At 65.8% G+C, this 24479-nt stretch carries 24 protein-coding genes; 5 read left to right on the top strand and 19 right to left on the bottom strand.

Annotated elements, in window-relative coordinates; translation table 11 throughout:
* Positions 1–5: 5 nt before the first annotated feature.
* Positions 6–719 carry a tyrosine-protein phosphatase gene (locus tag JOE31_RS06185; protein ID WP_209742620.1) on the bottom strand — a complete coding sequence of 238 codons (714 nt, stop codon included), beginning with the start codon at positions 717–719 and terminating at the stop codon, positions 6–8.
* 195 nt (positions 720–914) lie between these two features.
* Here JOE31_RS06185 and JOE31_RS06180 point away from each other — a divergent pair, with 195 nt between their 5' ends.
* A complete protein-coding gene (locus JOE31_RS06180; RefSeq protein WP_209742619.1) occupies positions 915–1811 on the top strand; it encodes an SGNH/GDSL hydrolase family protein in 897 nt (298 codons plus the stop codon).
* A gap of 76 nt (positions 1812–1887) precedes the next feature.
* Here the strand turns inward: JOE31_RS06180 and JOE31_RS06175 are convergent, their stop codons facing one another.
* Positions 1888–2496, bottom strand: coding sequence for a GNAT family N-acetyltransferase (locus tag JOE31_RS06175; RefSeq protein WP_209742618.1), 609 nt, complete (start codon positions 2494–2496; stop codon positions 1888–1890).
* A 35-nt stretch (positions 2497–2531) separates the two neighbouring features.
* Between JOE31_RS06175 and JOE31_RS06170 the strand changes: the two genes are divergently transcribed.
* The gene (locus JOE31_RS06170; protein WP_209742617.1) at positions 2532–2972 is read left to right on the top strand and encodes an SRPBCC family protein; all 441 of its coding nucleotides are present in this window, start codon (positions 2532–2534) and stop codon (positions 2970–2972) included.
* Between the two features lie 71 nt (positions 2973–3043).
* Here JOE31_RS06170 and JOE31_RS06165 read toward each other — a convergent pair whose 3' ends face one another.
* From JOE31_RS06165 to JOE31_RS06145, 5 genes are all read right to left on the bottom strand, one after another.
* Positions 3044–3916, bottom strand: coding sequence for a 3-hydroxyacyl-CoA dehydrogenase family protein (locus JOE31_RS06165; RefSeq protein ID WP_209742616.1), 873 nt, complete (start codon positions 3914–3916; stop codon positions 3044–3046).
* 2 nt (positions 3917–3918) lie between these two features.
* A complete protein-coding gene (locus JOE31_RS06160; RefSeq protein ID WP_209742615.1) occupies positions 3919–4740 on the bottom strand; it encodes an enoyl-CoA hydratase/isomerase family protein in 822 nt (273 codons plus the stop codon).
* A complete protein-coding gene (locus JOE31_RS06155) occupies positions 4740–5969 on the bottom strand; it encodes a thiolase family protein (protein ID WP_209742614.1) in 1230 nt (409 codons plus the stop codon). Before JOE31_RS06155 ends, JOE31_RS06160 begins: the two co-directional genes overlap by 1 nt.
* A 206-nt stretch (positions 5970–6175) precedes the next feature.
* Entirely contained in the window at positions 6176–6862 is a 687-nt protein-coding gene (locus tag JOE31_RS06150; protein ID WP_209742613.1) for a pentapeptide repeat-containing protein, read from the bottom strand.
* Entirely contained in the window at positions 6862–7335 is a 474-nt protein-coding gene (locus JOE31_RS06145; protein WP_209742612.1) for an SRPBCC family protein, read from the bottom strand. Before JOE31_RS06145 ends, JOE31_RS06150 begins: the two co-directional genes overlap by 1 nt.
* 239 nt (positions 7336–7574) lie before the next feature.
* On the opposite strand from JOE31_RS06145, the gene JOE31_RS06140 reads away from it, so the two are divergent.
* Entirely contained in the window at positions 7575–7751 is a 177-nt protein-coding gene (locus JOE31_RS06140) for a CsbD family protein (protein ID WP_011693098.1), read from the top strand.
* A 123-nt stretch (positions 7752–7874) separates the two neighbouring features.
* Positions 7875–8624, top strand: a complete 750-nt coding sequence (locus JOE31_RS06135) for a dienelactone hydrolase family protein (protein WP_209742611.1) — start codon at positions 7875–7877, stop codon at positions 8622–8624.
* A 100-nt stretch (positions 8625–8724) separates the two neighbouring features.
* Here JOE31_RS06135 and JOE31_RS06130 read toward each other — a convergent pair whose 3' ends face one another.
* The 8 genes from JOE31_RS06130 to JOE31_RS06095 form a co-directional block, all read right to left on the bottom strand.
* Entirely contained in the window at positions 8725–10185 is a 1461-nt protein-coding gene (locus tag JOE31_RS06130) for an amino acid permease (RefSeq protein ID WP_209742610.1), read from the bottom strand.
* A gap of 207 nt (positions 10186–10392) precedes the next feature.
* Positions 10393–10710 (bottom strand): Rieske (2Fe-2S) protein, encoded by a 318-nt coding sequence (locus JOE31_RS06125; protein ID WP_209742609.1) that lies wholly within the window; start codon positions 10708–10710, stop codon positions 10393–10395.
* The gene (gene nirB / locus JOE31_RS06120; protein ID WP_280872649.1) at positions 10707–13274 is read right to left on the bottom strand and encodes a nitrite reductase large subunit NirB; all 2568 of its coding nucleotides are present in this window, start codon (positions 13272–13274) and stop codon (positions 10707–10709) included. The genes JOE31_RS06125 and nirB overlap by 4 nt, the downstream gene beginning before the upstream one ends.
* The gene (locus JOE31_RS06115) at positions 13274–13621 is read right to left on the bottom strand and encodes a molybdopterin oxidoreductase (protein WP_209742608.1); all 348 of its coding nucleotides are present in this window, start codon (positions 13619–13621) and stop codon (positions 13274–13276) included. Before JOE31_RS06115 ends, nirB begins: the two co-directional genes overlap by 1 nt.
* 194 nt (positions 13622–13815) lie before the next feature.
* Entirely contained in the window at positions 13816–15480 is a 1665-nt protein-coding gene (locus tag JOE31_RS06110) for an ABC-F family ATP-binding cassette domain-containing protein (protein ID WP_209742607.1), read from the bottom strand.
* Positions 15481–15758: 278 nt separating this feature from the next.
* Positions 15759–16634 (bottom strand): metal ABC transporter permease, encoded by an 876-nt coding sequence (locus JOE31_RS06105; RefSeq protein ID WP_209742606.1) that lies wholly within the window; start codon positions 16632–16634, stop codon positions 15759–15761.
* A 3-nt stretch (positions 16635–16637) separates the two neighbouring features.
* Positions 16638–17426, bottom strand: coding sequence for a metal ABC transporter ATP-binding protein (locus tag JOE31_RS06100; RefSeq protein WP_209742605.1), 789 nt, complete (start codon positions 17424–17426; stop codon positions 16638–16640).
* Entirely contained in the window at positions 17423–18391 is a 969-nt protein-coding gene (locus JOE31_RS06095) for a metal ABC transporter substrate-binding protein (protein ID WP_209742604.1), read from the bottom strand. Before JOE31_RS06095 ends, JOE31_RS06100 begins: the two co-directional genes overlap by 4 nt.
* A gap of 138 nt (positions 18392–18529) precedes the next feature.
* On the opposite strand from JOE31_RS06095, the gene JOE31_RS06090 reads away from it, so the two are divergent.
* Positions 18530–19291, top strand: a complete 762-nt coding sequence (locus tag JOE31_RS06090) for a CPBP family intramembrane glutamic endopeptidase (RefSeq protein WP_209742603.1) — start codon at positions 18530–18532, stop codon at positions 19289–19291.
* On the opposite strand, the gene JOE31_RS06085 is transcribed toward JOE31_RS06090, so the two are convergent.
* From JOE31_RS06085 to JOE31_RS06070, 4 genes are read right to left on the bottom strand one after another with little or no spacing between them, the layout of a single operon-like run.
* A complete protein-coding gene (locus JOE31_RS06085) occupies positions 19288–21051 on the bottom strand; it encodes a hypothetical protein (protein WP_245199004.1) in 1764 nt (587 codons plus the stop codon). The genes JOE31_RS06090 and JOE31_RS06085 overlap by 4 nt on opposite strands.
* A 28-nt stretch (positions 21052–21079) precedes the next feature.
* Positions 21080–21997 carry a carbohydrate ABC transporter permease gene (locus JOE31_RS06080; RefSeq protein WP_209742601.1) on the bottom strand — a complete coding sequence of 306 codons (918 nt, stop codon included), beginning with the start codon at positions 21995–21997 and terminating at the stop codon, positions 21080–21082.
* A gap of 4 nt (positions 21998–22001) precedes the next feature.
* The gene (locus JOE31_RS06075) at positions 22002–22946 is read right to left on the bottom strand and encodes a carbohydrate ABC transporter permease (protein WP_209742600.1); all 945 of its coding nucleotides are present in this window, start codon (positions 22944–22946) and stop codon (positions 22002–22004) included.
* Positions 22947–22949: 3 nt separating this feature from the next.
* On the bottom strand, positions 22950–24221 hold the full coding sequence (locus tag JOE31_RS06070; RefSeq protein WP_209742599.1) for an ABC transporter substrate-binding protein: 1272 nt from the start codon (positions 24219–24221) through the stop codon (positions 22950–22952).
* Positions 24222–24479: the final 258 nt, after the last annotated feature.

Here is a 24479-nt window from a genome sequence, read left to right as displayed (position 1 = left end):
TGTGTTTACGTCGTCACCCTGGCTGCCAGCCGGGAGCGGATGGCATCCAGTTCGGCCACGGTGACCCCGTGCCGCAAGAGATAGTTCCGGGTATCCAGGCCGCGGACGAATTCCAGGGTTCCGCCGCCGCGCTTCTCCAGCAGCGGCACCAGGACGTCCTCCGCCAGGTAGCGCTCGTGTTTGTGCGGCGGACCGACGAGCCGGTGGCGCTCATTGATGCCCCGCATGGCCGCCTGGTAACCGGACACAATCTCATGGTCGCCGGCGCCGGAGAGGTCCTGGAGCATCGCAGCCACCATTCCGCTGCGGTCCCGGCCCGCGGAGCAGTGGATCACCACACCGGCGCGTGCCGCGGCAACCGCCTTGAAGACGGCCACCAGCTTGTCCGGAAACAGCCGGGCATTGGCCGCGTAGCAGGCAGGATCGTTCAGGTACGGGGAGCACAACTCTTTGAACTCCGGGTGGTCCGGCTCCTCCGTGGGAGCATGCACCACGTCGAACGCCGCCAGCACCTCAGCGCCAACAGCGGGGTCCGTGTCCCTCAGTCCGTGTTCCGAGGGGTTCCGGAGGTCGATCACGGTGCGGACGCCGTCGTCGTACGCCTGTTTCCAGCCCGTCTCGGTAACCCATTCCCGGCGCCCCATCCGGAACACGCTGCCGGAAATGCGCCAGGCATTCACGGCTCCGTCCCAGTGCACGGGCTGTCCAGGCTGTTCCATCCAGACAGCTAATCACAGACCCCCGTCATCCGGCACGGGTACCCGCCGGAAAATGGGGTGGCGCCCTGCGAATAAACGGGTATTCCGGCCCGTGTCCGGCGGGCGGGCCGCCGGGTACCGTTGGGCGTACTTGCGGCTTGGCCGCCGGCCCGCGGCCCACAGCCCGGCGCACAGTTCAGCACAAAGGGGAAACTGATGAGTGACCGGATATTACGACGGCGGCGCGCGGCGTACGCTGCCGGCCTGGCAACGCTGGCCCTGGCTTTGGGAACCGCGGCAGGGCCGGCGGGAGCGGCGCCTGCAGGGGCACTTGATTACATAGCGGTAGGTGACTCCTACACTGCGGGAACCGGTGCGGGTGCGGCCGTCAGGCCGCCCGAAGCGACGTGCTGGCAGAGCAGCCCGGGGTACGTTGCCGACGTCGACAAAACAGGCCGAGTGTCCCTGGTGGTCAATGCCGCCTGCCACGGGGCACTCCTTTTTTCGGGCGATGACCCGCTCCAGAAACAAATCAGCGTAACCACCCAGCTCACGGGCCTCGTCGGCGCAGGGAAACTGAATCCGTCCACCGGAATCGTCACCATCACCGCCGGAGCCAACGACGCGGGAGTGAGCCAGGTGCTGGGCGCCTGCGCCGCCTACGGCGATGAAGTGTGCGCCGGCGCTGTGGCGTCCTCCGAAAGCGGGATGGGTCAGGTGGGTGAGGCGCTCGCTTACACCTACGGGCGGATTCACACGGCGGCTCCGTCCGCGAAGATCGCCGTCCTGGGGTATCCAAGGCTGTTCGAGCCGGCGGACGGGAACCCGTATTTTTCCGCGGAAGAGCAGCGGCTCATCAACCGGGCCACCGACAATCTCAACACCGCCATCGCCACGGCAGTTTCAAATGCCAATGCTTTCGGGGCGAACGCGCAGTTTGTCGACGTCACAGCGAGGTTTGCCGGGCATGCCGTGAACTCCACCGATCCGTGGATCGCCTACGACGGCGGGAATCCCTTGGCGGATTCCAACTTCCACCCGACCCCCACCGGGCACCGCGCCTATGCCACGGCGGTGATGGCGGAGGTCAAGCCGGGCACCTTGGCGAGGTAGTGGCCTGTTGGCGAGGTAGGGGCCTGGCCAATCCGGACCGCGTGGGCCATGGCTCCCCGATCCGGGGCTCGGCCGTCTAGCGCCGCTTGGCCAGCCGGAACTCCAGGCCGGCACGGACCATGGGCCACTCATGTTCGAGGATCGAGAACACCACAGTGTCCCGGAGCTGCCCGTCAGCCGTCCGGGTGTGGCTGCGGAGCACGCCGTCCTGCTTGGCTCCGAGCCGCGCAATCGCCTCCCGGGACTGGTGGTTGAGCCAGTGCGTCCGGAACTCGACGGCCGGGCAACCCAGCGTTTCAAAGGCGTGCCGGAGCAGGAGCAGCTTGGAGTCCGCGTTGGTTCCGGTGCCGTGCGAAGAAGCCGCATTCCACGTGGAACCGATCTCCACGCGGGGAGTGGCGGCGTCGATATTCATGTACGTGGTCATCCCGATCACCCGGCCGGGACCGCCGGTGGCGGGATCAAGGAGGCGCGTGGTGAACGGGAGCATGGAGCCGACTTCCTGGAGCCGGAGCCGGCGGTCGATCTCTGCGGCCATGCCCTCCGGGCCGGGCACGCTGGTGTACCAGAGCTTCCAGAGTTCACCGTCGCGGGCAGCCTCCACCAGGCCGTCGTGGTGCGCGTGGCTCAGCGGTTCGAGAACGACGTGTTGACCGGTCAGCGTGATGGGTTCGATGGAAGTCACCGGACCATCCTAGGGGCAGCGGCTAGGCTGTTGGGATGATCACAGTAGCGGGAACCGTCAGCTCTCCCCTCGGGGCAGAGGAAGCCTTTACCTACCTGTCAGCCTTCGAACACACCGCTGAATGGGATCCGGGCACCCCTGTGGTGAAGAAGCTCTCCGAGGGCCCCGTTGCCATGGGCCACAGGTACCACGCCGAAGCGGAGTTCCGGGGCAAGCGTCAGACCCTCATCTACGAAGTGGTGGAGCTGACCGGCAGCCACATCAAGCTCCGGGGCCAAAACAAAACCGTCATCTCCGAGGACTCGATCGACGTCTCCCCGGACGGGACCGGCTGCACGGTGCAGTACACGGCGGAATTCCAGCTCAAGGGCGCGCTCAAGCTCATTGAACCGTTCATGAAGCCGGCGTTCATGTCGCTCCGGGACCCCGCGATGAACGGCCTGAAGTCCGCCCTCGACGCGCGGGCCGGGCGCTAGGCTTTCCGGGTCCTCAGCTTTCCGGACGCAAGGCCCGGAACCCGCCCGGACCGCACAATGGGCCTCGAACCCTAAGCCGGCCAGTCGAAGAATCCTTTGCCCGTTTTCCGGCCCAGTTCGCCGCGGGCCACTTTGTCGCGCAGGATTTGCGGCGGAGCGAAGCGCTCCCCCAGCGTGGACTGCAGGTACTCCGCGATGCCCAGCCGGACGTCCAGGCCCACAATGTCAGTGGTCCGCAGCGGCCCGGTGGGGTGCTTGTAGCCCAGCACCATGGCGTTGTCGATGTCCTCTGCGGACGCGACGCCTTCCTCCACCATGCGCATGGCTTCCAGGGCAATGGCCACGCCCAGGCGCGACGAGGCAAAGCCGGGAGCGTCATTGACGACGACGGCGGTCTTGCCGAGCGCCTCCACCCACCTTTTCGCCGCGGCGGCCAGGTCCGGGGCCGTCTGCTCGCCGAGTACCACCTCGATGAGCGTGGACGCGGGAACCGGGTTGAAGAAGTGCAGGCCCAGGAAGTTCCCCGGGCGCTTGAGTTCGCGGGCCAGGCCGTTGACGGACAGAGAGGACGTGTTGGAGGCGAGGTAGGCGTCGTCGGAGAGGCGCTCCTCGATTCCGCGGAGAGAGGAGACCTTCAGGTCCCAGTCCTCCGGAACGGCCTCCACCACCAACTGGCGGTCCTTGAAGTCGTCATAGTCCACCGTCACGGAGAGCCGCGACACCATTTCGTCCAGGTTGCCGTCCGTGGCGCCGCGCTCGATGCTCTTGGCGGCCGCGGACTCGACGCGTTCCCGGGCGGCTTCGGCCGAGGCCTCGTCCCGCTCCACCACCAGGACGTTGGCTCCGTTGATCAGGAAGGCGTGGGCGATGCCCGCCCCCATCCGGCCGCCGCCGAGGACGCCGACAGTTGCGGGAAGGCCCGCCGGAAGTACGGAATTGCCCATGGTTACTTCGTCCCGTCTGATTGATCTGAATTCTTGGCAGATTTCTTATCTGTTCTCTTGTCCAGGAAAGCCTGCATCCGGTCGAACTTCGCCTGGGATTCGAACAGGATCCCCTGTGCCAGCTGGTCGATCAGCGGGTGCGCCTCGGCGGGGGTGTGGAACACAGACTTGGTGATCCGCACGGCCAGCGGATCCTGCCGCGCAATGCGGTCCGCCAGGCTATGCGCGCCGTCCATCAGCACGGGCGCCTCATGGATCTCCGTGATGAGGTTGACGGCCAGGGCCTGCTCGGCGCGGAGCACCAGGCCAGCCAGCAGGATCTGCTTTGCAACGGGTTCGCCCACCAGCTCCTTCAGCCGCCAGCTGGCGCCGGCAGCTGCGAGGATGCCCAGGCCGGTCTCCGGGTTGCCGATTCGGACGCTGGGCGTCCCGATCCTGAAGTCCGCGGCGTACGCCAGCTCCGCACCCCCGCCCAGGCAGTAGCCGTCCAGGGCGGCGATCACGGGCATGGGCAGCTTCGCGATCCGGACGAAGATCGTGGAGTTGATGCCCTGCAGGGCATCGTCCCGGCGCCGGTCACGCAGCTGGGCGATGTCCGCGCCCGAGGCGAAGACGCCGTCGGTGCCCGCAATGATGAGCACTTTGGGGTTCTGCTCCAGCGCGGCGCAGACGACGTGGAGTTCGTCCACCATCTGCTGGTCGATGGCGTTCCGGACCTCGGGGCGGTTGAGGAGCACCACCACGCGGTCGTCCCGCTCCTCGACCAGGAGGGTGCGGAAGTCCAGGGTGCCCAAGTGTCCGTTCGCGCTTTCCGGGGCCGTCATTACACGCGCTCCAACAGCATCGCGGTGCCCTGGCCGACGCCGATGCACATGGTGGCGAGGCCCATCCTGGCGTCCTCGCGTTCCATCCGCCCCAGCAGGGTGATGGCGATCCGTGAGCCGCTGGAACCGAGCGGGTGCCCCAGGCTGATGGCACCGCCGTCGCGGTTCACAATCTCCGGGTCCAGCCCGAGCCGGCGCATGCTGGCCAGCGACTGGGTGGCGAACGCTTCGTTAAGTTCGACGGCGCCGAGGTCGCCAACGCTGTAGCCGCTCCGGCCCAGCACTTTCTGCGTGGCGGGGACGGGGCCGATGCCCATGATCTCGGGCTCGCAGCCGGCGGAGGCGCCGTCGATGATGCGGGCGCGCGGGGTGAGGCCCAGCTTCTGGATGGCCGCTTCGGACGCCACGATGATGGCGGAGGCGCCGTCGTTCAGCGTGGAGGAGTTGCCGGCGGTGACAATCGAGCCGCCCTTGACCACGGGGCGGAGTCCGGAGAGCACGTCCATGGTGGTGCCGGCGCGGGGGCCCTCGTCCGTGTCAACCACTGTTTCGCCCTTGCGGGTCTTCACCGTCACCGGGACGATCTCATCCTTGAACCGGCCGGCGGCGATGGCCGCGAGCGACCGTTCGTGGGAGCGGACCGCGAAGGCATCGGCGTCCTCGCGGGAAATGCCGTCCACCCGGCCCACTTCCTCCGCCGTTTCCGGCATGGAGTAGGTCATTTTGCCGTCCCGGGACAGCTCGCCCTTCTGGAACAGCGGGTTGGCGAACCGCCAGCCGATGGACGTGTCGAAGATGGCGCCGGGCTTCGCGAACGCCGTCTGCGGTTTTTCCTGTACCCAGGGTGCCCGGCTCATGGATTCCACGCCGCCGGCAATGACGATGTCCGCCGCTCCGGACTTGATCATCTGGCTGGCCATGATGATGGCGCTCAGGCCGGAGGCGCAAAGCCGGTTGACCGTGATGCCGGGAATGTGGAGGGGAAGCCCGGCCAGCAGGGTGGCCATGCGGGCCACGTTGCGGTTTTCCTCGCCGGCGCCGTTGGCGTTGCCGAGTATCACTTCGTCGATGGAATCAGGGTCAAGGCCTGCGCGGGAGACGGCCTCGCGGACCACCAGGGCGGCAAGGTCGTCGGGTCGTACAGCGGAGAGCGCGCCTCCGTAGCGGCCCACCGGTGTGCGGGCACCGCCTACCAAAAATGCCTGCGGTCCTGCTACTGCTGAGGCCATGGAAACACCCTTCACGCGATTAACGGCAATGTCATCTGCGGCGGCAAGAGCCTGGCGACTAATTTACCGACCGTTCGTTCTATAAAGATTACACTGCGGCCGCAAGGGGTCAACCAAGGTCCCATCCTGCTGCTTGAGTTTTTGTCCACTTATCGCGAGATAAGAGCGCTTTTGGACGCAATAAGTGGACAAAAACTCCAGCATATTTAGAGGACAGTGACGCCGAGGTGGGCTGCCAGTAGCGGGGCCAGCAGGCTCAGCTGGTAGTCGTCGATCACTACACCGGACAGGCTTCCGAGTCCGCTGATGGTGCGGAAGTCCGTGCCGCGCAGGTCGAAGTCCTTGAGCTTGGCGCCGGCGAGATCGAGCGTGCCGATGGTGCAGTTCTTCAGCGCCACCCGGATCCCCGTCACCGAGCCCAGGTCCAGCTCGTTGATGATGCAGTCGCTGATCTGCACATCCGTCAGCCTGGAGCCGCGCAGGTTCACGTAGTCCAGCTTCCCGCCGTCGATCCGCACCGACGTCCAGCCGCTCTCGTACAGCTCCGCCGAACCCCACCGGGGATTGCCGATCTCCACATCCCGCAGCGTAGCCCGCGCCGCGGTCAGCACCGGGGCGTACATTTCGGCCAGGATGCAGTCCCGGAACGTCGCGCCGCGCAGCTGCGTCTCGTTGAAGGAGACCCCGTCGAAGGCGCACTCGGCGAAGTCCGTGCCGCTGAGCTCGAGGCCGTCGGCATCGGCACGGCTGAACCTGAGGCCGTCGTACCGTTCGCCCCGCTGGAGGTCCGGTGCGGGCTCGTCCCGCAGCTCCTCCAGCCTGACCGGGGAGAGCCTGGGGGCCGTCACCTTGGGCGCCTTGGGTGCCCTTCCTGCCGCGCGACCGTCCGCCATCAGAGGGACTCGGCCTTCGCTGCAATCTCGGCGACGTCCCTGGCCAGCGCCTTCCGGGTGATGCTCATGCCGATCCTGCCGAAAAGGGCCAGCATGACCTTGCTCAGGAAAGTGGCCCTGGCCATCCGGGCGCCGAAGGTCAAGGTGAGGTCGGTCCCGCCGTCCCGCCCGGCAAGGATGAACCGCGTGGTGTAGTCGGCACCGCCCTGGAGCGCCTTGACCGTGGTGGTTCCGGCCCGCGTGGGCGACGGCGGCTCAGCCTGGGACACCCACATTTCGACGGTTTCCGCCCGGCCCATCATGGTCCGGGTTTCCTTCCACCGGGTACCTTCGCCGTATCCGCCCTCGCTGAGCATCTGGACGGAGTCGACTCCGGAGAGGGTGGCGGCGGAGCCCGGGATGTCCGAGATCACGGCCCAGACCTTGTCCGGACTGGCATTGACGTGATGCGTGAGCGTGGTCTTGTGGTCCATGCCTTCGAGCCTATCCGGGAGCGCCGACAAGCGTCGGCGGCGACGCTGCACTGACCGCTGTGCGGACGCGACGTGGCGGAGGGGTGCCGCTCCGGCCCGCTGTGCGGACGCGGCGAAAGTGGCGGCGGGGCCAAAGTGGCGGAGGGGTGCCGCTCCAGCCCGCTTGATTTAGTAAGTATGCTTCGTGTTAGGGTGAATGTGCTTAGTTTTTTTACCGGAAACGAGAGGTGGAACACACCATGGGTATCGGAGACAAAATTCAGAACGAAGCAGAGCACCTTGGCGGCAAGGCCAAGGAAGCGGCCGGCAACGCCACGGACAATGACCGTCTGCGCGCAGAGGGTCAGAAGGACCAGGTTGTTGCCGACGCCAAGAAAGTTGGCGAAAACGTGAAGGACGAGTTCAAAAGAGACTAATGCACCCTAGGCGGCGGCCACGGCCACTGTCTTGGAAAAAACGGCGGGCATTCCTTTGGGGGATGCCCGCCGTTTTTGTGAGATTCTCGGGTGGACAGCAACCGCCAACGGAAGGTCCGCACCATGACGATCATCGACCTCAGCGGCGCCGGAAGGAACGCGGCCACGCCCGCAGGCGCTGCCGGAACCGGCTCCCCGAACCTGCGCGGGTACCTGGCTGAACCCGCGGGACCGGGCCCGTTCCCCGCCGTCCTGATGATCCACGAAGCATTCGGCCTCAACGACATTTCACGCCGCCAGGCGGACCGGCTGGCAGCCGCCGGCTACCTGACGCTGGCGGTGGACCTTTTCAGCAACGGCGGCATGCGGCGCTGCATAGTCTCCACCATGCGGTCGATGGCGTCCGGCTCCGGCCAGGCTTTCACGGACCTGGCCATTGCGCAGGCCTGGCTGGAGAAGTCCGGCCGCACCAACGGCAAGGTGGGGGTGATCGGATTTTGCATGGGCGGCGGCTTCGCCTTGCTCCTCGCCAACAAGGGCTTCGACGCTGCCGCCGTCAACTACGGCAGGCTGCCGAAGAATCCGGAGGAAGCCTTGGCGGGCGCGTGCCCCGTGGTGGGCAACTTCGGCAAGGCGGACCGCACCCTGCCCGGAGCAGCAGCGAAACTCGAAGCGACGCTGGAGGGGCTCGGCGTCGAACACGACATCAAGGAATTCGACGGCGCCGGCCACGCCTTCATGAATGACGCCGAGGAGGGCCCCCGGCTCCTCCGCCCGCTGTTCCGGGTGATGGGCATCAAGCCGGATCCTGAAGCGGCTGCCGAAGCCTGGCAACGGATCGAAGACCATTTCGCCAAACACCTGAAGGACTAACACCTGAAGTACCGGGCGCGAACGACGGCGGCGGCCACCTCGTGAGGTGACCGCTGCCGTCGTCGTCATTGCCGTCGTCGTACTGCTTGGGTGAACAGCGTTAGCTGAAGAGCTCGCTCTTCGGCTCGTTGTCCTTGACCTTCTGCCAGCCGAGCCACAGCACCAGAACGAAGAACGGAATGGTGGCAAGGGTCCACAGGCCCAGGTGGAAAACCTCGCCGGTCTTGCTGGTCATGGTGTCGAAGCCGATCAGCACGGTGATGGCAAGCAGGGCAACCAGGCCGGCCCAGCTGCTCCAGGTTCCGCCGGGCGCGGGCAGGGAGGAAACCTTGCCCTTAGTCTTGCGCAGCGCGATCTGGCTGGCGAAGATGGCGCCCCAGGTGAAGATCACGCCGATCGACGCGGAATTGAGCGCGAGGTCGAAGGCGTGCGAGCCGCCCAGCCAGATGTTCAGCAGGATGCCGACCAGGTAGACGGCGCCGATAGCCAGGATGGCCGCGTACGGCACGTGGCTCTTGGACATCCGGGTCAGCCACTCCGGAGCGTGTCCGTTGTTGGCCATGGTGCGGAAGATCCGGCCGATCGAGTACAGGCCCGAGTTGCAGGAGGACAGTGCGGCGGTGATGACGATCATGTTCATGACATCGCCCATCCAGCCCAGGCCCATCTGGCCGAACACGGTGACGAACGGCGACGTGCCTGCCACGTACTGGTCCGAGGGCAGCAGCATGGCCAGCAGGGTCACCGAACCGACATAGAACACCACGATGCGGAAGACCACGGCGCGGATTGCCTTGGGCACTTCCTTGGCGGGGTCCTGCATTTCACCGGCCGTGATGCCGACGAGCTCAATACCGTTGTAGGCGAAGATCACGGCGTTCAGGACCAGGATCATCACCAGCGCGCCCTTGGGGAACATCCCGCCTTCGGCTGCGAAGAGGTTGTTGACCGAGGCGTTGCCGTCGCCCACCTGGGCGTTGGTGACCACCATGAAGGTGCCCACGGCCAGGAAGATGAGGATGGCGCCGACCTTGAGGCAGGACGCCCAGAATTCGAACTCACCGAACGCCTTGACGCTCATGAGGTTGACGCCCACGAGCAGCAGCAGGGCCGCGATGGCGGTCAGTTCCACCGGCACGTTCGGGAAGAAGAACTGGAAGTACAGTCCGATCGCGATGAGCTCGGCGATGCCGGTCATGGCCCAGTTGATGAAGTACATCCAGCCGGACACATACGCGCCCTTCTTGCCGAACATTTCGCCGGCATAGCTGACGAACGAGCCCGACGTCTGGCGGTACATGATGAGCTCGCCCAGGGCACGCATCAGCAGGTAAGCGATGACGCCGGCAATGGCGTAGGAGAAAATCAGCGCGGGGCCCGTAGAGGCCAGGCGTCCGCCGGCACCCATGAAGAGGCCGACGCCGATGGCGCCGCCCATGGCGATCATGGTGACCTGGCGGCCGCTTAGGGACTTCTTGTAGCCCTCGGCACTGAGGGTGGAGTCGACGACGGCGGATTGCGCCGTCGGGCTCTTAAGTTCTGTTGGGGTACTTTGTGGCACAACTGTTCCTTGTGGGTCGGGGTATGGCCGGCTCAGGAACGCAGAGTTTTTGTCCAGATAATTCGGGTTTATCCCCCGTTTGGGGCAATTATCTGGACAAAAACTCGCAAGGCGTCGAAGGTCGCGCGGCCTCCCCAGTTTACAAGGCCCGCGTAACCGTCAGTGACGCAGACAACAGCAGGAACGGAATATGCCGAATTAATTTAGCTACCTAGCGGAGATTCGCAGAATAATATTCTGATGGTTGTCGATTTGAACGTCGTAGCTGGTCAGAGGTTCGGCGCCGGTGGTGGAGCACCCGGTGTCCAGCCTGAAGGCGTTCTGATGCAGCGGACACAGGACCACGTCCTGATCGATGGTGCCGTCCGCGATCGGACCGCCCTTGTGCGGGCAGACAGCGGACAGCGCCCGCAGGCTGCCGTCGCGGAGCCGGAACACGGCTACCTGCTCGCCGTCCACGCCGAACGCCCGCCCCTCCCCGAAGGGAACCTGGCTGACGGGGCCCAGATTGCGGCCGGCATTCATCGGACCGGCACCTGGGGAAGCACCGTGAGCGGCAGCGAGGTGCGGAACTGCCCGGGCGTGAGCGGATCGTCCCGTTCGGTCCAGGGATCCACGTAGCTGTCCACGGACGCCTGCATGGCGGCGTCCAGTCCGGCTGCGAGGCCTTCCGCGTCGTCCACCACCACGGCACGGATGCGGTCAATGCCCACCCGCGGCACGAACGAGTAGGTCCGCTCCAGCCAGTTGGCGTTCTCCCGGTAGTACTGCATGAACCGGCCCGTCAGCACCTTGACCTCTTCGGGGTCCTCGACGGTGGCCAGCAGGTCTCCCTTGCGGATGTGGGCGCCGGCCGCTCCCCCGACATAGATCTCCCAGCGGCCGCCTTCCACCGCCACCACGCCCACGTCTTTGACCAGCGACTCAGCGCAGTTCCGCGGGCAGCCCGAGACGGCCAGCTTCAGCTTGGCTGGCGCCTCGATCCCCTGGAACCGCGATTCGATCTCGATGCCCAGCTTGGTGGAGTCGCCGGTGCCGTAGCGGCAGAAGTCCTTGCCCACGCAGGTCTTGACGGTGCGGAAGCTCTTCCCATACGCGTAGCCGGAGGGCATGTCCAGGTCCGCCCAGACCTGCGGCAGGTCCTCCTTGGGCACACCCAGAAGGTCGATGCGCTGCCCGCCCGTCAGTTTGATCAGCGGAATACTGTGCTTCTCGGCGACGTCGGCAATCCGGCGCAGCTGCTGCACGGACGTCACGCCGCCCTTCATCTGCGGAACCACGGAGAAGGTGCCGTCGCGCTGGATGTTGGCGTGGACGCGGTCGTTGATGAACCGGGCGTCCCGCTCGTCGATGTACTGGTCCGCAAGCATCATCTTCATGAGTGAGGCGAGGCCCATCTTGGATTTGGCGTCCTCCGCGCGGCCCGGTGCCAGCGCGGCGAACACGGAGGACACGGAGCGGAGTCCCTGCTTGCGGATGGCCGCCATCAGCGAGGGCTTGTCCAGTGGAATGCCCGGCACGTAGTAGCTGGCGGCGGGGTCCTCCTCCACCGCGCCGTCGGCAGCCCATTCCACCACCTGCTTCACCAGCAGCTTGCAGGAACCGCAGCCCTTGCCTGCCCGGGTGGCGTCCATGGCTCCGGCCACGGTGTTGCACCCGCCCTTAACCACGTCCACGAGTGACTTCTTGCTGACGCCGTTGCAGTTGCAGACCTGGGCGTCGTCGTCGAGTTCGGCCACGCCCTGCTCCTCCGCGGGACCGCCGAGGTCGAACATCAGGGCGATCCGCTCCTCCGGCAGGGGCAGCCCCTTGTCGAACGCCTGGGTCAGGTAGGCCACCTTGCGGCTGTCGCCGAGAAGGGTGGCGCCCACCATCTTGTTGTCCCGGATGACGATCGACTTGAACACGCCGCGGCTGGGCTCGGAAAACACGATGTGCTCGTCCGTGTCCCGCTCCGGACCGTGCAGGCCCATGGACGCGACCTCGACGCCGGCAACCTTGAGTTTCGTGGCGATCCGGGAGCCCAGGTACGCCGAGGAAGTGTCACTGCCGGTGACGTGGTCGGCGAGCACCACGGCCTGTTCCCACAGCGGGGCCACCAGGCCGTAGACCTCGCCGCGGTGCTGGACGCACTCGCCCACCGCATAGATGTCGTCCTCGTCCACCACCCGCAGCTGGTCATCCACCACGATGGCGCGTTCCACGTGCAGTCCGCTGAGCACGGCGAGGTCCACGTTGGGCCGGATTCCCGCGGCCACCACCACCATGTCGCAGCCGATATCCGGCTGGTCACGCAGCCGGACGCCCGTGACTTTATCCGTGCCCAGGACCGCGGTGGTGCGGCTTCCGGTATGCACCCTGATTCCGAGGGCCTCCACGCTTCGGCGGAGGATGGCTCCGCCGTCGGGCCCCATCTGGGCATTCATGAGGTGGCCGCCGGAATGCACCACGTCGACGTCGATGCCATGGCTTTGGAGCCCGCGCGCGGCTTCCAGGCCCAGCAGGCCGCCGCCGATCACCACCGCCCTCCGCTCCCTGTCCGGGTCATCCCCGTTGCGCGCATGCTGGACCATGTTGCGGGTGTCATCAATGGTGCGGAACGTGAAAACGCCGGGTTTGATCGAGCCGCTGGGGGTGTAGAGGCCGTCCATGGGCGGCATGAATGACTGGCTCCCCGTGGCGATAATCAGCACGTCGTACGGGACCACGTGGCCGTTGTTGGCGAAGACGTACTTGGTGAAGCGGTCGATCCGCTCCACCCGGACGCCGGCGTGCAGCGTGATGTTGTTGTCCTGGTACCAGTGCAGGGAGTTCAGGAAGATGTCCGCGTCACTTTCCTCTCCGGAGAGGACGTGGCTGAGCATGATCCTGTTGTAGTTGCCGTACGGTTCGTCGCCGAACATGGTGATGGTGAACTGTTCGGCGCCGCCGCGGGCCAGGATTTCCTCCACTGCCCGGGCACCGGCCATGCCGTTGCCGATCACCACCAGCCGACGGCGGGCGTTCGGCTTGCCCTGCGGGACCTTGCCCTGCGGAACCTTGCCCTTCGGGAGGGGACCGCGCTGGCGATTGCCGAGGGTGGCTGTCATCAGTGTTCCACCATGCCCAGGTCGATCACCACGAAGCCCGTTACGCCGTCGGCCGCCAGGAGGTACACCTCGATCACGGAGCCGCCCTCGATGTCCTCCACCACCCGGAGCGGCACGTGGACGTCGCTCTTGGCGCCGATGGGGAAATACCGCATGGGCACGCCGTCGCGCATAAGGACCACGGTGACCAGCTCGGAGCTGGAGTTGCCGCCGCGAAAGTAGAGGGTCTGGTTGATGATTCCGTCCGGAACGAAGTGCGCGAGCTCCCGGTGGATGGGAACGGGCTTTTCGAGTCCGGCTCCCACAAACGGGAAGACGCCCTGCAGGAAAAGGTTCTTGGTGATCACGGGACGGATCCTTTCGGCCGGCTGGGTAGGCCCGGCGGCGGACCGCGCGGGTGCTACTTGAGCGTGGGAATCACTGACTCCCTTCCATCCTGCTCCGCAGTTGTTTCGGCCCGGCGCGCAGGGAGTAACGATCCCTTAACGCAAATCTCACCGTTTTTTGGGACCGCCTTCCGCGGCCCGCCACGGCCCCGGAGCTAAACGAGCGCGCCGTCCCGCATGGTGTACCGCAGCCAGCTCCCGGCCCCGCGTGCCGCGCAGGTGCTGAACCACTCCCCCAGCGCCCGGTCGTGGCTGACCATGATCAGCGTTCCGCCGAACTCCGACAGTGCCGCTTCCAGCTGTTCCACCAGCACGGGCGCCAGGTGGTTGGTGGGTTCATCAACCAGCATCGTTCCATAGCCGCCCAGCAGGAGCCGGGCCAGGGCCAGCCGGCGCTGTTGACCGGCGGAAAGGCTGCCAACCGGAACGTGGAATTCGGTGGTCCGGAAGAGGCCCAGCCGCAGCAGTGCCTCGGCATGCTCGTCAATGTTGCCGCCCAGGCCGGACACGAAGGCCGGAAGAAGCCGTTGCCCGGGGCGCAGCGGCGGTTCCAGTTCCTGCTGCAAATAGCCGATCCGGCCGTGCCGTGCCACCGTGCCCGCGTCCGGCTCCAGCGTGCCCGCGAGGACGGACAGCAGCGTGGACTTACCGGCACCGTTGGGGCCCGTGATCAGGATCTTTTGGCCGGCCTCCACCCGGAAATCCGTCCGTTCCAGCCGCCCGCGCACCTCCACGCCGCAGGCTTCCAGGGCGGGGCCTTCGCTCTCACCGGGGCCGGCGGTGGCGCTGGGATCGTCCCCGGCAGCGCCCTGGAGGTCCACTGCCAGTTTCAGGGGAACCGGCGGGCGGTCCACCGGGCTGGCTTCGAGCCGGCGCAGCCGTTCCTGCGCGTTGCGGACCTTGCTACTGGCCGCCTGCTGCCAGGTGCCGGCTTTGAAGTCGAAGCCCATTTTGTCGCCGTCGCGGCGGCGGGCGTAGCCCATCTTCCCGGCTACGGTGTCCGCCTGGAGGCGTTCGGCGGCCATCGCGTCCAGCCAGCCGCGGTATTGCTGCACCCAGCGTTCACGCTCGGCCGCCTTCTCCCGCAGGTACCCCTCGTAGCCGTTCCCGTAGCGGTTGACGGCACACCGCTCGGCGTCCACTTCGATGATGGATGACGCCACCGTGCGCAGCAGCGCCCGGTCGTGGGAAACCACGACGACGGTCCCCCGGTGGGCGGCCAGCCGCGCCTCGAGCCAGGCCGTTCCGCTGGAGTCCAGATGGTTGGTGGGCTCGTCCAGGAGGAGGACGTCCGCGGGATCAGCGAGCACACAGGCCAGCGCCACCCGGTGCTGCTCACCGCCGGAGAGGGAACCCAGCGTCCGCTTCCGGTCCAGCCCGCCCAGGCCAAGGCGGTCAAGTGCCGCCTCCACCCGCGACTCCGCGGCATATCCTTCCCGGAGCTGGTATTGGGTCTGCAGGTTGCCGTAGCGTTCCAGCTGCTCCTCGTCAGCATCGGCCAGGCCGGCTTCCAGGCGGTCCAGCTCCGCCTCCAGGGCGCGGAGTGAGGCCAGCGCGTGGTCGACGGCGTCGCCCACGGTGAATTTCGGCGGCAGGCCCGTGGTCTGGGCAAGGTAGCCGACACGGCCGTGGCTGGCGGCGGTGCCTTCGTCCGGGGCCTCGAGCCCGGCCAGGATGCGGAGCAGGGTTGATTTTCCCGCGCCGTTCTCGCCGACGACGGCCACATGTTCACCGGCGCCGATGGCGAGGTGGACGTCGGTAAAAAGCCGGCGGTCGCCGTAGCCATGGGTGACGCCGGTCAGGGAAAGATGTTCAGTCAAAGGAAGTCCTCGCGGGTCCGAAGTGTGGCGCCGGAGACTCCGGCCGAACGGTGTCGGGGGTCTCTGCGGGGCCTTGGTACCGGTGCGCAGCGCCTGTCCGGCCGGTGCACAGCGTGATGCCATGCAGCGTTCCGGCGCTGCCTCTTAAGACTTCATCCGTCCAGCCTGCCCGGCCCGGGGCCCAACGTCAAGCGTGCACAGTCCGGCGGGCGCTGCCGCCGGCATTCCCGCCGAAGCGGGGTGCCGCCGTCGGACATTTGCTTCCCAAGCGGCGAAGGTCAAACGGCGAGTGCCACCGCTTTCCTGCGGCGGGCCTTCGCCAGCCGGGTGCCGATCAGCCCCTGCCGCGGGCTGAAGAGGTAGACGGCGGCGAACACCACACCCTGGGTGAGCACCACCATCGCGCCCGAGGCGGTGTCCAGGTAGTAGCTCAGGTAGATGCCGGTGATCGAGCACACCGCCGAGATCACGGGTGCGATCACCAGCATGCGGGAGAAGCGGTCCGTCAGCAGGTATGCCGTGGCTCCGGGGATGATCAGCATGGCCACCACCAGCACGACTCCCACGGTCTGCAGGGCCACCACCGAGGTCAGCGCCAGCAGGCCCAGCAGCAGCGCCCCCAGCCGCTTCGGCGACAGGCCGATGGCGTGGGCGTGCGTGGGGTCGAAGGCGTACAGCGTAAGGTCCCGGCGCTTGAGGATCAGGATGGCGAACGCCACCACGCCCAGCACCAGCACCTGGATGAGGTCCGGAATGCTGACGCCCAGCAGGTTGCCGAAGATGATGTGGTTGAGGTCGGTCTGGCTCGGCGTGACGGAGATGAGCACCAGGCCCAGGGCGAACAGCGAGCTGAAGACGATGCCGATCGCGGCGTCCTCCTTGACCCGGCTGGTGTTCCGGACCACCCCGATCAGGGTGACGGCGATCAGGGCGAAGACCAGGGCCCCGAGCGCGAACGGCGCCCCGACGATATAGGCCAGCACGACGCCGGGCAGCACGGCATGGGAGACGGCGTCGCCCATAAGCGACCAGCCGATCAGCACCAGCCAGCAGCTCAGCACGGCGCAGACGACGGCGGCGAGCGCGGTGGTGATGATGGCACGCACCATGAAGTCGTAGCTCAAGGGTTCCAGCACGATGTCGAAGAGGTCCATGGCTTAATTCCTGCCCTGTTGCTGGGAAAGGTCCGTGGCTGGAAGGTCCTTGGCTGGAAGGTCCCGGTTGAGGACGTCGAGGCCGAAGGCCATGGCCAGGTGCTCCGGCTGCAGCACCACCTCGGGCGGGCCGTGCATGAGGACCTTGCGCATCAGCAGCACCGCCTCGTCGCAGAGCTGCGGCAGGGCGTGGAGATCGTGGGTGGAGATAAGGATGGTGCAGCCGTCCGCGGCGAGTTCCTTCAGCAGGCGCGTGATGGTGGCTTCGGAGCGCTTGTCCACGCCGGCGAACGGCTCGTCCAGGAGCATCATGGTGGCACCCTGGGCAATGCCGCGCGCCACGAACGCGCGCTTCTTCTGGCCGCCGGACAGCTGGCCGATCTGCCGGTTCGCGAACTCGGACAGTTCCACCCGGTCCAGCGCAAGGTCGACGGCTTCGCGGTCGGCCTTGGAGGGTCGGCGGGTGAAGCCCTGGTGCCCGTAGCGGCCCATCATCACCACGTCGCGGACGGACAGCGGGAACTGCCAGTCCACGTCTTCGCTTTGCGGGACGTAGCCGATTCCCCCTTCCTTGCGGGCCTTGGCCGGTGACGCTCCGTTGATGAGGACGCGGCCGGCGTCGGGCTTGATCATTCCCATGATCACCTTGAACAGCGTGGACTTGCCGGAGCCGTTCATGCCGATCAGGCCGCAGATCCGGGCGGTGTCCAAGGTCAGGGACGCGGCGTCCAGCGCGAGGACCTCCCCGTAATGGACCGTGACGTTTTCAACCAGGATTGCCGGGCTGCTCATGATGCCGCCCCCGCCAGTGCTTCGGTGATGATCCTGGAGTCGTGCCGGATCAGGTCCAGGTACGTGGGCACGGGACCGTCCGCTTCGGACAGGGAATCGACGTAGAGCACCCCGCCGAATTTCGCTCCCGTGGCTCCCACCACCTGGCGCATGGGGGCGTCGGACACCGTGGACTCGCAGAAGACGGCCGGGACCTTGTTGGCCTTGACGAATTCGATGGCCCGGGCGATCTGCTGCGGCGTGGCCTGCTGCTCGGCGTTGACGGCCCAGATGTAGACCTCCTTGAGGCCGGCGTCGCGCGTCAGGTAGGAGAAGGCGCCTTCGCAGGTCACCAGGGCACGCTGGGCCTCGGGGACGGTTGCGAGCTTCTGCACCATCTCGTCCTTGACGGCCTGCAGCTTGGCCTTGTAAGCCGCACCGTTGGCTTCGAAGGTGGACGCGTTGTCCGGATCGAGCCGGGAGAAGGCCTTCACCATGTTGTCCACGTAGATCTGCACGTTCACCGGCGACATCCACGCGTGCGGGTTCGGCTTGCCCTGGTAGGAGTCCTCGCTGATGGACATCACCTGCACCCCCTCGCTCACCACGGCGTGCGGAACATCCAGGCCCTCGACGAACTGGGCAAACCAGGCTTCCAGGTTCAGGCCGTTGTCCAGAATCAGGTCCGCCTTGGAGGCCTTCCGGATGTCTCCGGGCGTCGGCTCGTAGCCGTGGATTTCGGCGCCCGCCTTGGTGATGGATTCGACCTGCAGCTTGTCCCCTGCCACGTTCTGCGCCACGTCGGCCAACACGGTGAAGGTGGTCAGCACGACAGGCTTCTCATCCCCGGGCCCCTGGCCAGGGGCAGCACCCCCGCACGCGGCGAGTGACAGGCACAGGAAAAGGGCGACGACGGCGGCTCCAGCAGAGCGAAGGACCCCGGTTCGGCGGACTACTTTGGCGCACCGAAACAGAAATTTAGGCATACCGAACATTCTACCCGGCGCCGTAAGTCCGCTGCAACGCCGGGATCCCGCCCCACCCAACTGACTCGCACTTAACGTCGCCATTAGCCGTTTTCACGACGTCAGCTGCCAGTCAGTTGGGGAAGCTAGGCTGGACCCATGGGAACAGCTGTCCGCAATTCCCCGGCGCCACAGCCGGAGCTCTACCGTTTCTCTGCGCTCGATTACACCACCGTGGGGCTGTACGTGGCCGTCGCGGTGCTCTTTGCCGTTGCGGGCCCGCTGCTGCAGCCGCTGCTGCTCCAGCTGTCCCCGAACCCCACCACGGCCGTGTACTCGGTCAACCTGCTGTTCTACGGCGGCGTGGGCATCCTGGCCGTGGCCGCCGCCCGCCGCATTGCCTCCCGCGACCTGCGCGTTCTGGCCACCAGGCCCTGGTTCACGCTCATCATGATCCCGGTGGCAGTGGTGGCCATGCTGATCCTGACAGCCATCCTGGTGGCGCTTACCGGGCCCGTGCAGGGCTCCGCCAACCAGGCCAACGTGCAGGCACTCGTCCAGCAGGTTCCGCCGTGGCTGATCGTGCCCCTGCTGGTCATTGTGGGCCCGTTCGTGGAGGAGTACATCTTCCGCCACCTGCTGATCGGCAAGCTGAGCCGGCGGGTGAACATCTGGGTGTGCTGCGTCCTGTCCACTTTCCTCTTCGCGGCATTGCACATCGTGGGCCAGGAAACCCTGACCCTGCCCGTGCTGATGCCATACCTCGCCATGGGCGCCACCCTGGTTTTCGTCTACGTGTGGACCGGAAAGAACCTGATGTTCTCCTACTTTGTCCACGCCGCAAAGAACCTGCTGGCCGTGGTGTTCATCTACGCCATCCCGCCCGAACTGATGGAACAGCTGCAGCAGGTCCAGCCCTAGTCGTCCGCCGCAGCGTCTCCGGACACCCCACGCAGGGTGAGCCGGTGCGAGCCGGCGGTGCGGCCGGTGATGTACACCTTCAATCCCTCCGTGGCGTTGGTTCCCCCGAGATACCGGTACCCCTCCCCCGGGTTGTAGCCCGCGGGGGAGTCAGCGTCATGCGGGGTTCCCGGACCGAACTCAATGGCGTCCCCGCCCACGGTGTATCGGCCTGTCCGGCCCGTCAGCTGGAAGGTTCCCGGGACCGCCAACGGCTCCACACCTTCCAGCACACCGCCGGGACGGAAGGTCAGTTCCAGTGCGAAGGACGTGTCCGCGCCGTCGAAGCGTACTTCCACGGCCGCCTCGGACCCTGAAACATGAACCGAAACGTCCGTCTTCAGGCGGTGGACAACCGTCGGCCGGCAGCTGAAATCCATACTGGCACTGAACCGGCCCTCGTGTTCGAGTGCGTAGATGCCGTCCGCCCGTCGCTTCTCCGGCGGGAGAGGGAGGTAGAAGTTGGCTTCCACCGTTTCGGAGAGGGACACTCCGGTGCCGTTACTGACGGTCTCCTGGCTCCTGAACGGACCGAGGTCGAAGAAGCTGCGTGACAACCTGACGTCGCTGAGGACCGCGCCGCCATGGGCGTATCGAAGGAACGTGGGGTTGCTGGACAGCCCGGAGACCACGCCCGGATCGAGTTCATCGCAGCCGCCGTAGACCGTGACGATTTTTCCGGATCCGTGGAACCGGTGGATCCCGCACGTCCGGAGCTCTGCGCGCTCAGGTGACATAGCGGCAGGGAGCCCGCTGCCCGGGTAACGAGAAGCGGCGCCGCCTGGAAGCTCCTGCGGCAGCCACGGATCAAGCCGGGTCCTGGCAAGCGCCGTGGCCGGTTCCAACAGCGGAAACTGCTGCAACCAGGCTGCCGCGGCGGCAAAGTCTTCCCGCCCGTCCTGGTTCGCCAGCCGGCGGTACAGCAGCTGGAAGGCCTCGCCGTTGAACGCGGCCCACTGGTCCTGCCGCCGGGAGAACAGGGACTCAACGGTGCCGTCCGGGTTGAACCATGGCAGGAAGGCCTCCAGGTTAAGGCGGACGTGCTCCAGCAGCTCGGGCCGGTCGGCGTAGTCGGCAATGGCCAGCAGCGACGGATTGCTGACGGCCGTGGCGTACAGCGGACTCCGTTCGGAATACATGCCGTCCGGCAACTGGTCCACGCCCTCGGCAAGCCACTGCCCGATGCGTTCCGCTATCCCCGGCCGGGGCCGGCCCTCGCGCTCCTGAAGCGAATGGATCCTGGCAAGTGCCGCGCAGAGCTCCCAGCGGTGGTTGGGCGTATGCACTCCCCCGGCGACCAGCGCATTGCTGATGCGTTCGACGACGGCACGCAGCCGGCGTCCGACGTCCGCGAGCGCGTCGGCCGGCCCCTCGCCTCCGGCGGAGGCCAGGATTTCCAGCGCCATGCAGGCATCGTTGATGGTGAACGCGGAGTCCGGCGGCGAGCTCAGGTTGGTGCCGTCTAACAGGCCACCGGGTCCCTGCAGGTGCTCCAGGCGGGCAACGCAACCGGCCATGGCGGCCGGTAGCTCCGCTGAACCCCGGTGCTCCGATCCCGGTTCCGTGTAGACCGTCACCAGAGCCAGCAGCCGGCTCATGGCAGCGCGGTGCGGAAGCGCCGCAACGTCGCCGTCGTGCATTTCAAGCAGTGCCCGGACGTACCGGTCCGATTCGTGCACGAGTGCCCGGTTGAAGTCGAGGTCGGTTGATGCTGTCGGCAAAGTCTCGCCTTTCATAAAGCGCAAGGTCCTAGTCCTTCAGGCCGGCACTGACGTCGGCATTGAGGACGTACTTCTGGAATACGGAAAACACCAGGACGAGAGGCAGGATGGAAATCACCGAGGCGCCCAGGAGTACGGGCCAGTCGATGTTTTCCGCGCCCACAATGCTCCGCAGCGCCACCTGGAGGGTGTACCACTTGGGATCGTTCAGCACGATCAGCGGCCAGATGTAGTCGTTCCATCGCCACTGAAAGGAGAAGATGGCCAGCGTGAACAGGATGGGCCGGGACAGCGGAAGCATGATCCGGAAGAAGATGGTGAGCTCGCTGGCGCCGTCGATCCGGGCCGAGTGCAGCAGGTCATCCGGAACCGTCAGGAAGAACTGGCGGAACATGAAGACGCCCGTGGCCGTGAGGACGGAAGGGACGATGATGCCGGCCAGGGAGTTGTAGAGGCCCAGGTCACGGATCACTGTGAACGTGGGGTTCAGGATCACCTCGGTGGGCAGCATGGTGGTGGCCAGGATGCAGACGAAGAACAGCCGGGTGCCCTTGTTGTTGTACTTCGCCAGGGCATAGCCGGTGCAGGCGCTGAAGAACACGGTGAGCACGGTGGTGACCAGCGCCACCGTTGCCGTGTTCAGGAAGTACTGCGCAAAATCCACCCGCTCCCACGCGTCGACGAAGCCCTGGAAGGTCCACTCCCGGGGAATCACGGACAGTGGATAGCTGAACAGTTCACTTCCGGGTTTGAACGAGCTGAGGAGGAACCACAGGAGGGGCAGCGCGTAAATGGCCACGATGAGCCACAGCAGGCCGGTCAGGGGCGCGGACATCCTGGTCCTGTCGCTTCCGGCCTTTCGGTTGCTCCGCGGCGGGACCGCCGGGCGGGAAACCCTGGCCCGTGCCTTGGCAGCATCGGCAGGCAGGTTGGTAGCTGTCGCCATGGGGTCAGCCCTTCTTCCGGTTGAAGCGCAGCTGAATGAGTGCGATAGCCAGCAGGATCACCATCAGCACCATGGAGGCGGCACTTGCGTAGCCCACCTTGGACTGCTCAAAGCCGGTCTTGTAGATGTACTGGACGATCAGGGTGTTCTCCGTGCCCGGGCCGCCGTTAGTCAGCGCCTGGATCATTGCGAACTCCTTCATGGCATGGATGGTTGAGAGCAGCACCACCATGAACGACGTGGGGGCGATGCCGGGAAGCGTCACGTGGCGGAACCGCTGCCAGGCGTTGGCCCCGTCCAGTTCGGCAGCCTCCAGCAACGCTTCCGGAATGTTCTTCAGGGCTGCGATGAACAGCAGCATGTTGAAGGCCGTTCCGCCCCAGGCCGAGGCAAGGATGACCACCATCAGCGCCAGGTTCCCGTTGCTGGACCATGGAACCGGGCTTCCGCCCATTGTGGAGATCACAAAGTTGATGAAGCCGAAGTCCTGGCCGAACATCCACTTCCAGATGACACCTACGACGATCGGCGAGATCAGCCAGGGAAGGAAGATCACTACCTTCGCGGCGGTCCGCCCCCTGACGGCCTTGCTGACCAGCAGGGCCGCAATTCCGAGGGAAGACACGTACACGAGCGGAACCGAGAACACGGTGTAGAGGAAGGTCCGGGTCAGAGCGGCGTAGAAGGTGCCGTCCCCGAAGAGTTTCTGGAAGTTGGCCAGGCCAATGAAGTTGAGCTTGCCGACTCCGCGGTAGTCCGTGAAGGAATAGATGAGCCCCAGGGCGCCGGGCCAGACGAAGAACACCAGGAAGAGCACCACGTTGACGCCGATGAGGACCAGCGGCGCAATCACGTAGCGGTTGTGACGCTTCTGCTGGGACTTGCTCCGCACGGCGCCCGTGCCGGGCTTCTCCGGCGCCACCGTGGAGGTCAAGGTTGGATTAGCCACTGATCAGGCACCGTTGTAGAGCTTCACGATGTTGTCCACCGTGGTCTTGGCGTCCTGGCTGCCGGAGAGCATCTTCACTGTTTCCTCACGCAGCGGATCTCCGGTGAACGGCGTTTCCGCGTAGGCCTCGGCAACCACGCGCTTGATGGCGTTGTCCCCCTTGGCTTCGTTGCCGGCGATCTGCTTCTGGTACAGCTCGAAGGAGGCCTGCTGGAACGGGTACTCGACTTTCAGCTCCTTGACCGGAAGGTAGCCGCCGAGCTTGGCGAACTCCGTGTAGTTGGCGTCATCGTAGAACCAGTCGATGAACTTCTTGGCTTCCGCGTCCTGTCCAGTGTCCTTGAACGCGACCATGAAGCCGCCGCCGAGGTTGGTGGCGTTGACCTTCTTCTTGGGCAGCGGCACGGACATCCATTCGAAGTCCTTGATGTTCTTGTTGAAGTCGGCAACCTGCCAGCTGCCGGAGTAGTAGGCAGCCACCTGGCCGCTCTTGAACATCGCGTTGCCGTCCTCGCCGCTGAGCCAGACGGATTTGGGCATGGTCTTGTCGTCGTTGATCTTCCGGAAGTACTCAAGGGTTTCCACGGCTTCCTCATCCGCGGCGTACTTATCGCCTTCCTTGGCGAAAGCGGTGCTGCCGAATTCGTACATCATGGCCCGCACACGGTGGCCGGAACGGTCCATGACCACGCCGTACTTGGCGCCGGCCTTCTCGCGGACCTCATTGACGGCGGCGACGAATTCGTCCCAGGTCCAGGCGTTCTCGATGGCGGTCGGGAAGGCGACGCCGGCCTTCTCGAAGAGGCTCTTGTTGACGAACAGGCCGACGGCGGTGAGGTCCGAGGGAATCGCCGGCAGGATCCCGTCCGGGGATTCCTGGAGGAATTGCTCTTCGATGTTGCGCGACTTGGCAATGTCAGAGAGGTCCTGCAGCTGGTTCACCCAGAGCGGGTCGATGCTGGTGACCCGCGCCAGTGCCGGCAGGTCGTTGGCCGTCGCGGCGTTCTTCAGCTTGGTGGCGATGTCCGCCGTAGGGACGTCAACCACTTCAATGGTGATGCCGGTGGCTTCTTTGTACTTCTTGGCAGCGGCGGCAAAGGCACCGCCCTGGTTGGTGTCACCGGAAAGAATCAGCTGGAGGGGCTTTGAGGGGTCGGCCGTGCTCCCGCCGCTACTTCCGCACGCGCTGAGCCCGGCTGCAAGTGCTGACAGCCCGAAAGCTGTCAGTCCGAACTGCCTGCGGCTGATGTTGGAGAGTCTTGTCTGCTCTGACAATGGTCTGTCCTATCTTTGCGGAGTGATCGATCCGGAGATCCTGAACGAACGGATAGATGGGCCGAAGCCTCGCCGGGCCACCATTGCCACATCTTCAGGAAAAGCCTTTCCCGGCTCAACTGTGACCCATGTCATGACAATCTGTCAAGACGACGTGCGGACTTTGTGAGCGCGCACACGGACCTCTTTGCCCCTTCGCAAGCCGCCCCGGAACCGTCGGCCAGCCCCTTTCCGCGAAGACGCCGGCGTCGTAGTTTT

The sequence above is a fragment of the Arthrobacter sp. PvP023 genome, assembly GCF_017832975.1.
Classification (GTDB): domain Bacteria; phylum Actinomycetota; class Actinomycetes; order Actinomycetales; family Micrococcaceae; genus Arthrobacter.
The sequence above is the reverse complement of the archived record's forward strand: the minus strand, read 5'-3'. Positions and strand labels throughout refer to the sequence as shown.

Excerpts from the sequence above, each read along its gene's own strand:
- JOE31_RS06150 (WP_209742613.1), bottom strand. The coding sequence starts at position 6,862 with ATGGCGGACGGTCGCGCGGCAGGAAGGGCACCCAAGGCGCCCAAGGTG.
- JOE31_RS06155 (WP_209742614.1), bottom strand. The coding sequence starts at position 5,969 with ATGGCCTCAGCAGTAGCAGGACCGCAGGCATTTTTGGTAGGCGGTGCC.
- JOE31_RS06100 (WP_209742605.1), bottom strand. The coding sequence starts at position 17,426 with ATGAGCAGCCCGGCAATCCTGGTTGAAAACGTCACGGTCCATTACGGG.
- JOE31_RS06170 (WP_209742617.1), top strand. The coding sequence starts at position 2,532 with ATGATCACAGTAGCGGGAACCGTCAGCTCTCCCCTCGGGGCAGAGGAA.
- JOE31_RS06080 (WP_209742601.1), bottom strand. The coding sequence starts at position 21,997 with ATGGCGACAGCTACCAACCTGCCTGCCGATGCTGCCAAGGCACGGGCC.
- JOE31_RS06135 (WP_209742611.1), top strand. The coding sequence starts at position 7,875 with ATGACGATCATCGACCTCAGCGGCGCCGGAAGGAACGCGGCCACGCCC.
- JOE31_RS06145 (WP_209742612.1), bottom strand. The coding sequence starts at position 7,335 with ATGGACCACAAGACCACGCTCACGCATCACGTCAATGCCAGTCCGGAC.
- JOE31_RS06090 (WP_209742603.1), top strand. The coding sequence starts at position 18,530 with ATGGGAACAGCTGTCCGCAATTCCCCGGCGCCACAGCCGGAGCTCTAC.
- JOE31_RS06125 (WP_209742609.1), bottom strand. The coding sequence starts at position 10,710 with ATGAATGCCGGCCGCAATCTGGGCCCCGTCAGCCAGGTTCCCTTCGGG.
- JOE31_RS06140 (WP_011693098.1), top strand. The coding sequence starts at position 7,575 with ATGGGTATCGGAGACAAAATTCAGAACGAAGCAGAGCACCTTGGCGGC.
- JOE31_RS06165 (WP_209742616.1), bottom strand. The coding sequence starts at position 3,916 with ATGGGCAATTCCGTACTTCCGGCGGGCCTTCCCGCAACTGTCGGCGTC.
- JOE31_RS06105 (WP_209742606.1), bottom strand. The coding sequence starts at position 16,634 with ATGGACCTCTTCGACATCGTGCTGGAACCCTTGAGCTACGACTTCATG.
- JOE31_RS06095 (WP_209742604.1), bottom strand. The coding sequence starts at position 18,391 with ATGCCTAAATTTCTGTTTCGGTGCGCCAAAGTAGTCCGCCGAACCGGG.
- nirB (WP_280872649.1), bottom strand. The coding sequence starts at position 13,274 with ATGACAGCCACCCTCGGCAATCGCCAGCGCGGTCCCCTCCCGAAGGGC.
- JOE31_RS06160 (WP_209742615.1), bottom strand. The coding sequence starts at position 4,740 with ATGACGGCCCCGGAAAGCGCGAACGGACACTTGGGCACCCTGGACTTC.
- JOE31_RS06185 (WP_209742620.1), bottom strand. The coding sequence starts at position 719 with ATGGAACAGCCTGGACAGCCCGTGCACTGGGACGGAGCCGTGAATGCC.
- JOE31_RS06180 (WP_209742619.1), top strand. The coding sequence starts at position 915 with ATGAGTGACCGGATATTACGACGGCGGCGCGCGGCGTACGCTGCCGGC.